This is a genomic window from Rubrivivax gelatinosus IL144 (assembly GCF_000284255.1).
In the GTDB taxonomy this organism is placed as follows: domain Bacteria; phylum Pseudomonadota; class Gammaproteobacteria; order Burkholderiales; family Burkholderiaceae_C; genus Rubrivivax; species Rubrivivax gelatinosus_A.
The window spans coordinates 1,539,029-1,551,875 of record NC_017075.1 but is presented as its reverse complement, the minus strand read 5'-3'; the positions used below and the strand labels follow the sequence as shown (position 1 = coordinate 1,551,875).

Annotated in this window: 14 protein-coding genes and 1 riboswitch; of the genes, 7 read left to right on the top strand and 7 right to left on the bottom strand. The window is 71.4% G+C overall.

Going from position 1 to position 12,847, the window contains the following annotated elements; translation table 11 throughout:
* Positions 1 to 4 precede the first annotated feature (4 nt).
* From RGE_RS07405 to RGE_RS07385, 5 genes are read right to left on the bottom strand one after another with little or no spacing between them, the layout of a single operon-like run.
* The gene (locus RGE_RS07405; protein ID WP_014427717.1) at positions 5 to 763 is read right to left on the bottom strand and encodes an ABC transporter ATP-binding protein; all 759 of its coding nucleotides are present in this window, start codon (positions 761 to 763) and stop codon (positions 5 to 7) included.
* On the bottom strand, positions 760 to 1,785 hold the full coding sequence (locus RGE_RS07400; RefSeq protein ID WP_014427716.1) for a FecCD family ABC transporter permease: 1,026 nt from the start codon (positions 1,783 to 1,785) through the stop codon (positions 760 to 762). The genes RGE_RS07405 and RGE_RS07400 overlap by 4 nt, the downstream gene beginning before the upstream one ends.
* The gene (locus tag RGE_RS07395; RefSeq protein WP_014427715.1) at positions 1,782 to 2,654 is read right to left on the bottom strand and encodes an ABC transporter substrate-binding protein; all 873 of its coding nucleotides are present in this window, start codon (positions 2,652 to 2,654) and stop codon (positions 1,782 to 1,784) included. The genes RGE_RS07400 and RGE_RS07395 overlap by 4 nt, the downstream gene beginning before the upstream one ends.
* Positions 2,651 to 3,199 carry a bifunctional adenosylcobinamide kinase/adenosylcobinamide-phosphate guanylyltransferase gene (locus RGE_RS07390; protein WP_014427714.1) on the bottom strand — a complete coding sequence of 183 codons (549 nt, stop codon included), beginning with the start codon at positions 3,197 to 3,199 and terminating at the stop codon, positions 2,651 to 2,653. The genes RGE_RS07395 and RGE_RS07390 overlap by 4 nt, the downstream gene beginning before the upstream one ends.
* A gap of 22 nt (positions 3,200 to 3,221) precedes the next feature.
* The gene (locus tag RGE_RS07385) at positions 3,222 to 5,081 is read right to left on the bottom strand and encodes a TonB-dependent receptor domain-containing protein (RefSeq protein ID WP_014427713.1); all 1,860 of its coding nucleotides are present in this window, start codon (positions 5,079 to 5,081) and stop codon (positions 3,222 to 3,224) included.
* Positions 5,082 to 5,221: 140 nt separating this feature from the next.
* Positions 5,222 to 5,471: riboswitch (cobalamin riboswitch) on the bottom strand.
* Between the two features lie 132 nt (positions 5,472 to 5,603).
* Here RGE_RS07385 and RGE_RS07380 point away from each other — a divergent pair.
* The 7 genes from RGE_RS07380 to RGE_RS07350 are packed head-to-tail and all read left to right on the top strand — an operon-like array spanning position 5,604 to position 11,347.
* A complete protein-coding gene (locus RGE_RS07380) occupies positions 5,604 to 7,262 on the top strand; it encodes a CTP synthase (protein WP_014427712.1) in 1,659 nt (552 codons plus the stop codon).
* Positions 7,259 to 8,116: a 3-deoxy-8-phosphooctulonate synthase gene (gene kdsA, locus RGE_RS07375; protein WP_014427711.1), complete on the top strand. Its 858-nt coding sequence runs from the start codon at positions 7,259 to 7,261 to the stop codon at positions 8,114 to 8,116. The genes RGE_RS07380 and kdsA overlap by 4 nt, the downstream gene beginning before the upstream one ends.
* 8 nt (positions 8,117 to 8,124) lie before the next feature.
* On the top strand, positions 8,125 to 8,433 hold the full coding sequence (locus RGE_RS07370; protein ID WP_014427710.1) for a DUF1330 domain-containing protein: 309 nt from the start codon (positions 8,125 to 8,127) through the stop codon (positions 8,431 to 8,433).
* A 38-nt stretch (positions 8,434 to 8,471) separates the two neighbouring features.
* The gene (gene eno / locus RGE_RS07365) at positions 8,472 to 9,755 is read left to right on the top strand and encodes a phosphopyruvate hydratase (RefSeq protein ID WP_014427709.1); all 1,284 of its coding nucleotides are present in this window, start codon (positions 8,472 to 8,474) and stop codon (positions 9,753 to 9,755) included.
* A gap of 3 nt (positions 9,756 to 9,758) precedes the next feature.
* Positions 9,759 to 10,037, top strand: coding sequence for a cell division protein FtsB (gene ftsB / locus RGE_RS07360; protein WP_014427708.1), 279 nt, complete (start codon positions 9,759 to 9,761; stop codon positions 10,035 to 10,037).
* A 13-nt stretch (positions 10,038 to 10,050) separates the two neighbouring features.
* Entirely contained in the window at positions 10,051 to 10,692 is a 642-nt protein-coding gene (pnuC, locus tag RGE_RS07355) for a nicotinamide riboside transporter PnuC (protein WP_014427707.1), read from the top strand.
* Positions 10,682 to 11,347: an AAA family ATPase gene (locus tag RGE_RS07350; protein WP_014427706.1), complete on the top strand. Its 666-nt coding sequence runs from the start codon at positions 10,682 to 10,684 to the stop codon at positions 11,345 to 11,347. The genes pnuC and RGE_RS07350 overlap by 11 nt, the downstream gene beginning before the upstream one ends.
* 11 nt (positions 11,348 to 11,358) lie before the next feature.
* Here the strand turns inward: RGE_RS07350 and hslO are convergent, their stop codons facing one another.
* Positions 11,359 to 12,315 carry an Hsp33 family molecular chaperone HslO gene (gene hslO, locus RGE_RS07345; RefSeq protein ID WP_014427705.1) on the bottom strand — a complete coding sequence of 319 codons (957 nt, stop codon included), beginning with the start codon at positions 12,313 to 12,315 and terminating at the stop codon, positions 11,359 to 11,361.
* Positions 12,315 to 12,839, bottom strand: a complete 525-nt coding sequence (locus RGE_RS07340) for a gamma carbonic anhydrase family protein (RefSeq protein WP_014427704.1) — start codon at positions 12,837 to 12,839, stop codon at positions 12,315 to 12,317. Before RGE_RS07340 ends, hslO begins: the two co-directional genes overlap by 1 nt.
* Between the last annotated feature and the right edge of the window lie 8 nt (positions 12,840 to 12,847).

The window sequence follows — 12,847 nt, the reverse complement described above, 5'->3', positions numbered from 1 at the left end:
ACTCTTATCCCAGATCTGGCAGCGCCATGGCCCGGGCGCCGCTGCGGTCGATGCGCACCGCGCCGCCGAAGGCGTCGACGAGTGCGGCGTGCACGACCGGATCATCGTGGCTGCCGTGGGCGAGCACGCGCCCGCCGCACAGCACCAGCAGCCGATCGGCGTGCAGCGCCAACGGCAGATCATGCAGCACGGAGACCACCGTGTGCGTAGTTCCGAGCCGGCGGAACAACTTTGCCAGCGCCACCTGGTGCGGCGCGTCAAGGTGCGTCGTCGGTTCGTCGAGCAGCAGCACCGGCGCTTCGGTGGCCAGCGCCCGCGCCAGCAGCACGCGCTGGCGCTCGCCGCCGGACAGCTGCTGCAGCCGCCGGTACTGCCAGTCGCGGCACTCGGTGGCGTCCATCGCCGCGTCGACCGCGGCGTCGTCGCGCGCGCCGGCGGTGCCCAGCAGCCCCAGGTGCGGCAGGCGGCCGAGCATCACCGTGTCGCGCACCGTCAGATCGGCGCTCGCTTCGCCGGCCTGCGCCAGCCAGGCCACGCGCACGGCGCGCTCGCGCGGCGCCCAGTCGGCCAGCGGCCGGCCGTCGAGTTCGACCGTGCCGCGCTGGTAGGGCAGCAGCCCGGCCAGCACACGCAGCAGCGTCGACTTGCCGGCGCCGTTGGGGCCGACGATGGTCGTCCAGCCGGTCTCGAGCACGCAGCTCACGCCCGAGAGCACCTCGCGTGCGCCCAGGCGCGCGCCGACGTCGGCGGCGATCAGGTTCATCGCACGCCCCGCTTGTGCAGCAGCCACAGCAGGTAGCCGCCGCCGAGCACCGCGGTCAGCACGCCGACCGGCAGCTCCTGCGGCGCGATCAGCCCGCGCGCCAGGATGTCGGCGCCGAGCATCAGCACGCCGCCGGCGGCGGCGCTGGCGGGCAGCATGAAACGCTGCGGCGCCGGCGCGAAGCGGCGCACGAGGTGCGGCGAGACGAGGCCGACGAAACCGACCAGCCCGGCCTGCGACACCGCCAGCGCGGTGCACAGCGCCAGCAGCACGACGAGCAGCAGCCGCAGCCGCGGCAGCGCAAGGCCCAGGCTGGCGGCGCTTTCTTCGCCCAGGCCGAGCGCGTCGAGCGCACGCGCCAGGCGCCAGGCCGGCGGCAGCGCCAGCGCCAGGCCGGCAGCCAGCAGCGCCACGCTCTGCCAGCCGAGGAAACCGGTGGAGCCGAGCATGAAGCTCTGCTTGCCGCGCAGCGCGTCGGGCGACCAGGTCGTCACGAGGTCGCTGCCGGCACCGAGCACGACGCCGACGACGACGCCCGACAGCAGCAGCCGCAGCGGCTCCTGCGCGCCGCGCGCCAGCAACAGCGTCAGCGAGACGCCGCCCAGCGCGCCGAAGAACGCAGCGACGACCAGGCCGATGCGCGGCAGCCACTCGACGTTGGCCAGCGCGAGCGCGTGGCCGCCGGCAGCGCTGGCGGCCAGCACCAGCACCACGGCCAGCGAAGCACCCGAGCCGGTGCCCAGCAGATAAGGATCGGCCAGCGGGTTGCGGAACAGCCCCTGCGCGATCGCGCCGGCCAGCCCGAGCAGCGCGCCGACGAGCAGCGCACCCAGCGTGCGCGGGGCACGGATCTGGCCGACGATCAGCTCCATCGGCACCGCCGAATCGGCGTCGCTCCAGTGCCAGCTCCAGCCTTCGCTGCCGACGCCCAGGCCGAGCAGCGACAGCGCCAGCGCGGCGACGGCCAGCCCCATCACCAGGCGGCGACGGCGCGACAGGTCGAGCGCGAGGGCGGCGTTCATCGCTCGGGCAGCCCGGCCAGGCAGTCGGCGATCGCGAGCGCGGCTTCGCCCATGCGCGGGCCGGGCCGGATCAGCAGCACGTAACGCTCGGACTCGAAGCCGCAGGTCTGGCCGTCTTTCAGCGCGCGCAGCGTGTGCCAGCCGGGGCGCGCGGCCATCGTCGCCAGTTCGCGGTCCATCGCCATCACGAGGTCGGGCGAACGGCGCACCAGGAACTCGGGGTTCAGGCGCGGGAAGGCGCCGTATTCGGCCGGCACGACGTTGCGCAGCCCAAGGCGCTGCAGCGTCTCGCCGATGAACGAGGTGGTGCCGGCAGCGTAAGGCGTCGAGTCGACCTCGAAATAGACGCTGCGCCCACGCAGCCGCGGCGGGATGCGCGCCGCGGCCGCCGTTTCGTCGCGGTGGATCGCGGCCCAGAGCTGGGCCGCGCGCTGCGGCTGGCCCAGCACGCGCGCCAGGGCCTCGGTCGAGTGTCGCACCTGGGCGTGATTGTCCGAGTCGAAGACCAGCACCTTCAGACCCAGGGCCTCGAAACGTTCGGCGACCCGCGCCGAGCGCGCGGCGAGCACGACGTCGGGCCGCAGCGCGACGATGCGCTCGACGCTGGCGTCGTCCAGCCCGCCCAGGCGCGGCAGCGTGTTGACCTGCGCCGGCCAGTCGGAGAAACGATCGACGCCGACCAGACGATCGCAGGCGCCTAGCGCGCAGACGGTCTCGGTCAGCGAAGGCAGCAGGCTGACGATGCGCCGCGGCGGCCCGCCCTGCCAGGCGACGCCGCGGTCGTCGCGCACCGGCTCGGCGGCCGCCGCGACGCCGGCGCACAGCGCCAGCAGCCCGGCCAGGCGTCGCAACAGCCTCATCGCGCTCATCGCGGCCCCTTCAGCGGCAGCTCCAGCCCGGCGACCATCATCGTCACGCGCGCGCACTCGGCGCCCACACGCTGGTGCAGCCGGCCGAGTTCGTCGACGAAGCGCCGCGCCTCGCGCGACATCGGCATCACGCCCAGGCCGATCTCGTTGGACACGAGCACGACCGGGCCACGCGCGGCCTTCAGCGCCGCAAGCAGCGCGTCGACCTCGGCATCGGCATCGTCGAGCGGAGCGCCTTCGAGCGGCATCAGCAGGCCGGTGAGCCACAGCGTCAGGCAGTCGACGACGACCAGGCGGCCGGGCTGCGACTCCTCGCGCAGCGCCGCGGCCAGGGCGCGCGGCGCCTCGCGCGTGGCCAGCGCCGGCACGCGCGCGGCGCGGTCGGCCCGGTGGCGCTCGATGCGCACGCGCATCTCGTCGTCACCGGCCAGCGCGGTGGCGACGAGCACGGCGCTGTGTCCCGGCAGCGCGAGCCAGTGCGCGGCGCGCCCTTCGGCGCAGCGCGACTTGCCGCTCTTGGCGCCGCCGAGGATCAGCTCGTGCATCGTTCGCCCCTTTCGTGCAGCGTCAGACGCCGCCTTCGTAACGCAGGCCCAGCCAGAACTGGCGCGCCGGGCCGCGGTAGTAGGCCGAGGGCTCGAGGTCCTCGTCGGTCGCGTTCAGCAGCCGGCTCTCCAGCGTCCAGCCCTTGGCGAAGCGCCAGCCGGCCTTCAGGTCCAGCGTGGTCTCGGCGCCGAGTTCGCGGCTGTCCGGCCGTGCGCCGACGCGCAGCAGGCTGGCACCGGCGCTCCAGACGTCGTGGCGCCAGTCGACACCCAGCGTCTCCTGGTGCGCCGCGCGGCGCGCCAGGCGGGCACCGGTGTCCTCGTTCTTGGCGTCGAGGAAGTCGACCTGAGCGCGCAGCGACCAGTCGCCCAGCGCCTTGGCGCCCGACAGCGTCGCGCCCTGCAGCCGGGCGCGCGAGACGTTGCCGGCACAGCCGTAGTTGTAGGCCGGGTCCTCGGGGCAGAAGCTGCGGTCGGGCTGGTAGCCGATCAGGTTCTTGACCTTGTTGTGGAACACCGTCAGGCCGGCGCGGTCGCCGTCGGCGGCCCACTCGACGCCGAACTCGACGCTGCGGCCGCGTTCGGGCTTGATGTCCGCGACGCCGTAGCCGGGATACAGCAGGTCGTTGAACGACGGCGCGCGGAAGCTGTTGCCGGCCAGCGCGCGCAGCCGCCATGCCGGCGTCAGGGCGAAGCTGGCGCCCAGGCGGCCGGTGGTCTCGGCACCGTAGTCGGAACTGTCGTCGCGGCGCAGGTCGGCCTGCCAGGAGAAGCGGCCGGCGGTGCCTGTCCAGGACAGCACGCCGATGTCGGTGTCGCGGTCGCCGCGGTAGCTGTTGGTCTTGGCCTTCTCTTCCAGGCGTTCGATGGCGGCGACCAGCTGGCCGGCGACGCCGGTCTCCCAGGCGATCTGGGCCAGCGCGTGGTCGCGCGTCGTGCGGTAGCGATCGACGACGGCCTTGCCGCTGCGCGAGTCGTCGACCGCCCGGTCCAGGCGCATCGTCGCGACCAGGCCCGGCGCGAGCGTGCCGCGCCAGTCGAGCGCTGTGGCGTCGACGTCGAGCTTGTCGCGGAAGTCGGGCGTGTTGTCGGGGGCGTAGGTCGGCGGCGCGTACTCGGTGCTGTCGATCTGCGTTTCCAGGCGGCTGCGCAGCAGTGACAGGCCGATGCGGTGGCCCGGCGCCGGCGTGAAGCCGATGCGCGCCTGGCCGCTGTCGCGCGTGTAGCCGTCGTGGTCGGCGTTGTAGTTGCCGTACGGGTCGCCGGGACGCATCGCGTTGCCGCCGTCGTCGTGCTCCTGGGCCAGCGACGCGGCGATGTCCCAGGCGCCCTGCGTGGCGCTGACGCCGGCCGACAGCTCGCGTGCGCCGCGGCTGCCGAACGCGGTGGCGGCGTCGAACCGCAGGCCGGCGTCGGCGCGGCGCGTGACGATGTTGATCACGCCGCCGACGGCGTCGGCACCGTAGAGGCTGGAGCCCGGGCCGCGCAGCACCTCGACGCGTTCGATCTGCGCCAGCGGCAGCGCCTGGATCGACGGATCGGCCAGCGTCGCCGAGCCGACGCGCACGCCGTCGACGAGCACGACGGTCTGGCTGCCCGAGGAGCCGCGGATCATCACCGAGGTGGCGGCACCGGGGCCACCATTGCGCGAGATCTGCACGCCGGCCTGCTCACGCAGCAGGTCGGCCAGCGAGCCGGCGCTGGATGCGCGCAGCGCGTCGCCGTCGATCACGACGACGTCGGCAGCCAGACGCGAGACGGCCAGCGGCTCGCGCGAGCCGGTGATGACGATGGTTTCGGAAGATTGCGCCGCCGCGGTGGCGGCGACAACGCAGGAAGCGACCGCGACGACGGAACGGCGGTCGAAGATGGTGACGAACAAGACGGCCTCCAGCCGCACACCCCGTGCGGACAGTGATGAAGCAGCCACCGTCCGTGGACACGCGCGCAGAAGCGGACCTCGGCCCCGAGGTCGCGAACGGACTGCGGGCCGAAGCTCGTGCGCGCCGCCCACCGCGACGCCGGCATCCCTGGCATCGGGCCGGTATCCGGGCTCGCGAGTGCCGGTCCGACGGCGTGTGCCGTGGACCGAAGCCGTCAGCGCCTTCCCAGTCCTCGAAGGACCAGTGGCCGCAATGCTGACCGCACCTCGCCGACCGTTGCGGGGGCAGCGCCGGAATTGCCGCGCGTCCTGGACGCGCCGCGCACCGGCTTCCCGTTCAACCCTCCGACACCTGCCGTGCAAGAGGGCACCTGATGCAAGCGGGGCGGAGTCTAGCACCGCCGCCCCGGCAAGCGGCACGCCCGAGCGCCGCACCGGCGCACCCCGGCGATGCGGGGGGTGCCGCCTATAATCACGCTTTACCACCTGGGCGCACGCTCACGCGCTGCTGCCCCACGCGACATGACCAAGTTCGTCTTCGTCACCGGCGGCGTGGTGTCCTCCCTCGGCAAGGGAATCGCGGCAGCCTCGCTGGCGGCGATCCTCGAGTCGCGAGGTCTGAAGGTCACCCTGATCAAGCTGGATCCGTACCTCAACGTCGACCCGGGCACGATGAGCCCGTTCCAGCACGGCGAGGTGTTCGTCACCGACGACGGCGCCGAGACCGACCTGGATCTCGGCCACTACGAGCGTTTCATCACCACCCGGATGAAGCGCACGAACAACTTCACCACCGGCCAGATCTACAAGAGCGTGCTCGAGAAGGAGCGCCGCGGCGACTATCTGGGCAAGACGGTGCAGGTGATCCCGCACGTCACCAACGAGATCCAGGACTACGTGCGCCGCGGTGCGGTCGACGTCGACGTCGCGATCGTCGAGATCGGCGGCACGGTCGGCGACATCGAGTCGCTGCCCTTCCTCGAAGCCGTGCGCCAGCTGAGCCTGAAGCTCGGCCCGGCGAACACCGCCTTCGTGCACCTGACCTACGTGCCCTGGATCGCCGCCGCCGGCGAACTGAAGACCAAGCCGACGCAGCACACGGTCCAGAAGCTGCGCGAGATCGGCATCCAGCCCGACGCGCTGCTGTGCCGCGCCGACCGCCGCATCCCCGACGACGAGCGCGAGAAGATCAGCCTGTTCACCAACGTGCCGCAGCACGGCGTGATCTCGATGCCCGACGTCGACACCATCTACAAGGTGCCGCGCGTACTGCACGAGCAGGGCCTGGACGAGCTGATCTGCATGAAGCTGCAGCTGCTGACCAAGCCCGCCGACCTGCGCCGATGGGACACGCTGGTGCAGGAAGTCGAGCACCCGCAGGCGCGCGTGACGATCGCGATGTGCGGCAAGTACACCGACCTGTCGGACTCGTACAAGTCGCTCAACGAGGCGCTGCGCCACGCCGGCATCCACAACCACGCCAAGGTCGACATCGAGTACGTCGATGCCGAGACGCTGGACGAGCACAACGTCTCGCAGCTCGCGCAGTACGACGCGATCCTGGTGCCGGGCGGCTTCGGCAAGCGTGGCATCGAGGGCAAGATCCTGGCCGCCAAGTTCGCCCGCGAGCACCGCCTGCCCTACCTCGGCATCTGCCTGGGCATGCAGGTCGCGACGATCGAGTACGCGCGCCACGTCGCCGGCCTGACCGACGCCAACAGCACCGAGTTCGAGCCGCAGACCGCCCACCCGGTGATCGCCCTGATCGAGGAATGGCAGGACCGCGACGGCTCGATCCAGAAGCGCAGCGCCAGCTCCGACCTTGGCGGCACGATGCGCCTGGGCGCGCAGAGCTCGGACGTCAAGCCGGGCACGCTGGCCTACCAGATCTACGGCCCGGTCGTCACCGAACGCCACCGCCACCGCTACGAAGCCAACGTCAACTATCTCGACCAGCTGCAGGCCGCCGGCCTCGTCATCAGCGCGCTGACCCAGCGCGAGCAGCTCACCGAGATCGTCGAACTGCCGCAGTCGCAGCACCCGTGGTTCATGGGCGTGCAGTTCCACCCCGAGTTCAAGAGCACGCCCTGGGGCGGGCACCCGCTCTTCTCCAGCTACGTCAAGGCGGCGCTGGAACACCAGGCGCGCCGCGCCGAACCCGTCCGTAAGGCCGTCGCATGAAGCTCTGCGGTTACGACGTCGGCCTCGACCGGCCGTTCTTCCTGATCTCCGGCCCCTGCGTCGTCGAAAGCGAGCAGCTGCAGATGGACGTCGCCGGGCGGCTGAAGGAGATCACCTCGGCGCTGGGCATCCCGTTCATCTTCAAGTCTAGCTACGACAAGGCCAACCGCTCCAGCGGCAGCTCCTTCCGCGGCCCGGGCATGGAGCGCGGGCTGGAGATCCTGGCCAAGGTGCGCCGCGAGATCGGCGTGCCGGTGCTGACCGACGTGCACACCGAAGCCGAGGTGCCGCTGGTGGCGGCCGCGGTCGACATGCTGCAGACGCCGGCTTTCCTGTGCCGCCAGACCGATTTCATCCGCGCCGTCGCCCAGTGCGGCAAGCCGGTGAACATCAAGAAGGGCCAGTTCCTCGCTCCGCACGACATGAAGAACGTCATCGACAAGGCCCGCGCCGCAGCGCGCGAGAAAGGCCTGGCCGAGGACCTGTTCACCGTCTGCGAACGCGGCGCGAGCTTCGGCTACAACAACCTCGTCTCCGACATGCGCAGCCTGGCGATCATGCGCGAGACCGGCGCGCCGGTGGTCTTCGACGCCACGCACAGCGTGCAGCTGCCGGGCGGCCAGGGCACCAGCTCGGGCGGCCAGCGCGAGTTCGTGCCGGTGCTGTCGCGCGCGGCGGTCGGCGTCGGCGTCGCGGGGCTCTTCATGGAGACGCACCCGGACCCGGCCAACGCGATGTCCGACGGCCCGAACGCGGTGCCGCTGAAGCACATGAAGGCGCTGCTGGAACAGCTCGTCGCCATCGACCGCGTCGTCAAGCAGCAGCCGCTGCTCGAGAACGACTTCAGCTGCTGAGCCCGGCGATGACCGCCCCCGCCTACCTGCTGGTCGAGATGAAGATCAGCGACCCCGAGCGCTACAAGCAGTACATGGCCGAGGCGCCGGCGGCGGTGAAGGCTGCGGGAGGCGAATACCTCGTGCGCGGCGGCCGCCACGAGTGCCTCGAAGGCGACTGGAACCCGGCGCGCGTGGCGATGCTGCGTTTCCCCAGCTACGAGGCGGCCAAGTCCTTCTACGACGGCCAGATGTATCGTGCCGCGCGTGTCCACCGTCAGGACGCGACAGACTACTTCAACATGGTGCTCGTCGAAGGCGTTGACGCCCCGGTCTGAGCACGACAAACCTCCATCAGAAAAGAAAGGCAGCCACCGTGAGTGCGATCGTCGATATCGTCGGCCGAGAGATTCTCGACAGCCGCGGCAACCCCACCGTCGAATGCGACGTGCTGCTGGAAAGCGGCACGATGGGCCGTGCGGCCGTGCCCTCGGGCGCGTCCACCGGCAGCCGCGAGGCGATCGAGCTGCGTGACGGCGACAAGAGCCGTTACCTCGGCAAGGGCGTGCTGCGCGCCGTCGAGCACATCAACACCGAGATCAGCGAAGCCGTGCTGGGCCTGGACGCCAGCGAGCAGGCCTTCCTGGACAAGACCCTGATCGACCTGGACGGCACCGAGAACAAGAGCCGCCTGGGCGCCAACGCGACGCTGGCCGTCAGCATGGCCGTGGCGCGTGCCGCGGCCGAGGAATCGGGCCTGCCGCTGTACCGCTACTTCGGCGGCATGGGCCGCATGAGCCTGCCGGTGCCGATGATGAACGTCATCAACGGCGGCGCGCACGCCAACAACAACCTCGACCTGCAGGAGTTCATGATCCTGCCGGTCGGCGCGCCGACCTTCCGTGAAGCCATCCGCTACGGCGCCGAGGTCTTCCACGCGCTGAAGAAGATCATCGACGCCAAGGGCATGCCGACCTCGGTCGGCGACGAAGGCGGCTTCGCGCCCAACGTCGCCAACCACGAGGCCGCGATCCAGCTGATCCTGGAAGCCATCGACAAGGCCGGCTACACCCCGGGCGAGCAGATCGCGCTGGGCCTGGACTGCGCCGCCAGCGAGTTCTACAAGGACGGCAAGTACCACCTCGACGGCGAAGGCCTGGTGCTGTCGGCCGGCGAGTGGACCGACATGCTCGCCACCTGGGCCGACAAGTACCCGATCATCTCGATCGAAGACGGCATGCACGAAGGCGACTGGGACGGCTGGAAGCTGCTGACCGAGCGCCTGGGCGACAAGCTGCAGCTCGTCGGCGACGACCTGTTCGTCACCAACACCAAGATCCTCGAGGAAGGCATCCGCAAGGGCATCGCCAACTCCATCCTCATCAAGATCAACCAGATCGGCACGCTGAGCGAAACCTTCGCCGCCATCGAGATGGCCAAGCGCGCGGGCTACACCGCCGTCATCAGCCACCGTTCGGGCGAGACCGAGGACTCGACAATCGCCGACATCGCCGTGGGCACCAACGCCGGCCAGATTAAGACCGGCTCGATGTCGCGCAGCGACCGCATCGCCAAGTACAACCAGCTGCTGCGCATCGAGGAAGACCTGGGCGAGATCGCCTCGTTCCCGGGTCGCTCGGCGTTCTACAACCTTCGCTGAGCCTTGCGCTGGCTCAGCTTCGTGCTGGCGGGGCTGCTCGCCGCCGTGCAGGCCGACCTCTGGTTCGGCCGCTCGAGCGTTCCCTACACGATGAGCCTGCGCACCCAGTTGGCCGCCCAGCAGGCGGCCAACGACCGGGCGCGTGAACGCAACGAGCGCCTGGAAGCCGAGGTCAGCGACCTGAAGGAAGGGCTGGAGATGGTCGAGGAGAAGGCACGCGCCGAACTCGGCATGGTCAAGCCCGACGAGATCCTGGTGCAGGTGGCGCCGCCCCGGCGCTGAGACGGTCCCGGACGTGATCGAAGCGGTCCTCGCGCCCGCGCAGCCGCTGCTGCGCGTGGCCTTCACGCTGCTGGGCAGCCCGGTGACCTGGCTGGAGCTCGTCGCCTTCGCGCTCGGGGTCTGGATGGTGCTGTGCAACCTGCGCGTGAACCCGCTGGCCTGGCCGCTGGCGATCGCCAGTTCGCTGCTGTACGCCCTGCTCTTCGCCGACAGCCGGCTCTACGGCGAAGCGACGCTGCAGTTCTTCTTCATCGCCGTGGCCTTCTGGGGCTGGTGGCAATGGCTGCGTGGCCGCGGCGACGACGGCCAGCCGCTGGTCGTGCACCGGCTGACGCCGGCCGCGCGCCAGCGCGCGCTGCTGGCCACGGCGCTGGCCTGGCCAGCGCTGGCGCTGCTGCTGGACCTGGCGACCGACAGCGACGTGCCCTGGCTGGACGCCTTGCCGACCGTCGGCAGCGTCGCCGGCCAGCTGCTGCTGGGCCGCAAGCTGGTCGAGAACTGGCCGGTGTGGATCGCCGTCAACGCGGTCAGCATCGCGCTCTTCGGCTTCAAGGGGCTGTGGCTCACCGTGGTCCTGTACGCGGTGTTCGCGGTGATGGCCGCCTTCGGCTGGCGCGCCTGGGCACAGCTGGCGCAGGAACACCGTGGCCGCTGAAGCGCTGATCCTCGCCATCGTCGGCGCCGAGAGCACCGGAAAGACGGTGCTCGCGCAGACGCTGGCCGCCCGCATCGAGGCCGAGACCGGCCTCGTCTGCACCTGGGTGCCCGAGCAGCTGCGCATCTGGTGCGAGGCCCGCGGGCGCACGCCGCGCGCCGACGAGCAGGCGGCGATCGCAAGCGCCCAGCGCGACGCGATCGAGGCCGCGGCCGCCGGCGCCGACGTCGTCGTCGCCGACACGACGCCGCTGATGACCGCGGTCTACAGCCGGCTGCTGTTCGCCGACGACACGCTGGACGCCGAAGCCTGCGCCTGGCAGCGCGAGCGCTGCGCCGCGACGCTGCTCACCGCGCTGGACCTGCCCTGGGTACCTGACGGCCTGCAGCGTGACGGCCCGCAGGTGCGCGCACCGGTCGATGCGACGATCCGCGAACTGCTCGCCCGGCACGGCGTGGCCTGGGCGCTGGTCTGCGGCGACGGCGACGAGCGGCTGGAGAACGCGCTCGACGCGCTCGCACCGCTGCTGCGCGAGCGCAGCGCACCGCGGCGCGGGCTGTTCACACGACTGGCCGGCCGCGACGCGGCCGACCGCCCCTGGCGCTGCGAACTCTGCGACGACCCGGCCTGCGAGCACGCCGCACGCCGCGGCTGAGGCGCAGGCGCCTACTGCATCGTGCCGGAAGACGGCGGCTGGTCGCGCTGCGGCGTGAACATCTCGCCGACGTCGACGGCGTCGAAACGGTAGTGCTGGCCGCAGAACTGGCAGCCGACCTCGACCTCGCCGCGCTCCTCGATCAGCGAGACGCTCTCCTCGCGGCCCAGGGTCTTCAGCATCTCGCCGACGCGCTCGCGCGAGCAGGTGCAGGCGAAGCGCGGCGTCATCGGCTCGAAGACGCGCAGCGTCTCCTCCCAGAACAGGCGGTGCAGGATGCGCTCGGGCGGCAGTTCCAGCAGCTCCTCGCGCGTCAGTGTGGCGGCGAGCATCGCGACACGCTCGAAGGCTTCGCTGAGGCCGATGTCGTCCTCGTTGCGCTTGCCGGCGAGGTTGAGCTCGCCTTCGACCGGCAGGCGCTGGATCAGCAGGCCGGCGGCGGTCATGTCGTCGGCGGCGAGCACGAGCTTGGTGTCGAGCTGCTCGGACTGCAGCATGTAGTGCTCCAGCACCTCGGAGACGTTCTGCAGCGGCTCGCGCCGGTCGCCGTGCAGCGGCACGACGCCCTGGTAGGGCTGCTGGCCCGGCAGGCGGTCCTTGGGGTCCAGCGTGATCGCGCAGCGGCCCTGGCCGTGCACGTTGACCAGCGCCTCCAGGCGGGCGTCGTCGGTGATCTCGCCGGTGAGCGTCGCGGTGGCGCGGAACGCCAGGTCCGGCTGGACCTCGGCGACCGCCAGCTTGACCGGCCCGTCGCCCGAGATCTGCAGCACCAGCGCGCCGTTGAACTTGATGTTGGCCTGCATCAGCACCGCCGCGGCCGACATCTCGCCGAGCAGCTCGCGCACCGGGCGCGGGTAGCCGCCGGCGGCCTGGCGCCGCGCCAGCATCTCGCGCCAGCCTTCACCCAGGCGCACGAGCATGCCGCGCACCGGCAGGCCTTCGAAAAGGAATTTGGTCAGGTCGGACATCAGCCGATTCGCTCCAGTTGGTCGCGGTGGCGAGCCGCGTTGTTCACGTAATGCACGGCGGACAGCGCCAGCCGGGCCGATTGTTCCGGCGTCAGCGTGCGCACCACCTTGGCCGGCGCGCCGACGATCAGCGAGCCGTCCGGAAACTCCTTGCCTTCGGTGACCAGCGCGCCGGCGCCGACGATGCAGCCGGCGCCGATGCGCGCGCCGTTGAGCAGCACCGCACCCATGCCGACCAGCGAACCGTCGCCGATCGTGCAGCCGTGCAGCACGACCTTGTGGCCGATCGTCACGCGTTCGCCGATCGCCAGCGGGATGCCGGCGTCGGTGTGCAGCACGCTGCCGTCCTGCACGTTGCTGTCGCGGCCGACCGTGATCCAGTCGTTGTCGCCGCGCAGCACGGCGCCGTACCAGACGCTGGCGCCAGGCTCCAGCGCGACACGGCCGATCACGGTGGCCGTCTCGGCCACCCAGGCCGTCGCATCGATGCGGGGGACGGCGTCCCCGAGGCGGTAGATGGCCACGGCGGCAC

What these genes read in the sequence shown, in the direction of transcription:
- RGE_RS07405 (WP_014427717.1), bottom strand. Translation starts at nt 763, where the DNA reads ATGAACCTGATCGCCGCCGACGTCGGCGCGCGCCTGGGCGCACGCGAG.
- RGE_RS07400 (WP_014427716.1), bottom strand. Translation starts at nt 1,785, where the DNA reads ATGAACGCCGCCCTCGCGCTCGACCTGTCGCGCCGTCGCCGCCTGGTG.
- RGE_RS07395 (WP_014427715.1), bottom strand. Translation starts at nt 2,654, where the DNA reads ATGAGCGCGATGAGGCTGTTGCGACGCCTGGCCGGGCTGCTGGCGCTG.
- RGE_RS07390 (WP_014427714.1), bottom strand. Translation starts at nt 3,199, where the DNA reads ATGCACGAGCTGATCCTCGGCGGCGCCAAGAGCGGCAAGTCGCGCTGC.
- RGE_RS07380 (WP_014427712.1), top strand. Translation starts at nt 5,604, where the DNA reads ATGACCAAGTTCGTCTTCGTCACCGGCGGCGTGGTGTCCTCCCTCGGC.
- kdsA (WP_014427711.1), top strand. Translation starts at nt 7,259, where the DNA reads ATGAAGCTCTGCGGTTACGACGTCGGCCTCGACCGGCCGTTCTTCCTG.
- RGE_RS07370 (WP_014427710.1), top strand. Translation starts at nt 8,125, where the DNA reads ATGACCGCCCCCGCCTACCTGCTGGTCGAGATGAAGATCAGCGACCCC.
- hslO (WP_014427705.1), bottom strand. Translation starts at nt 12,315, where the DNA reads ATGTCCGACCTGACCAAATTCCTTTTCGAAGGCCTGCCGGTGCGCGGC.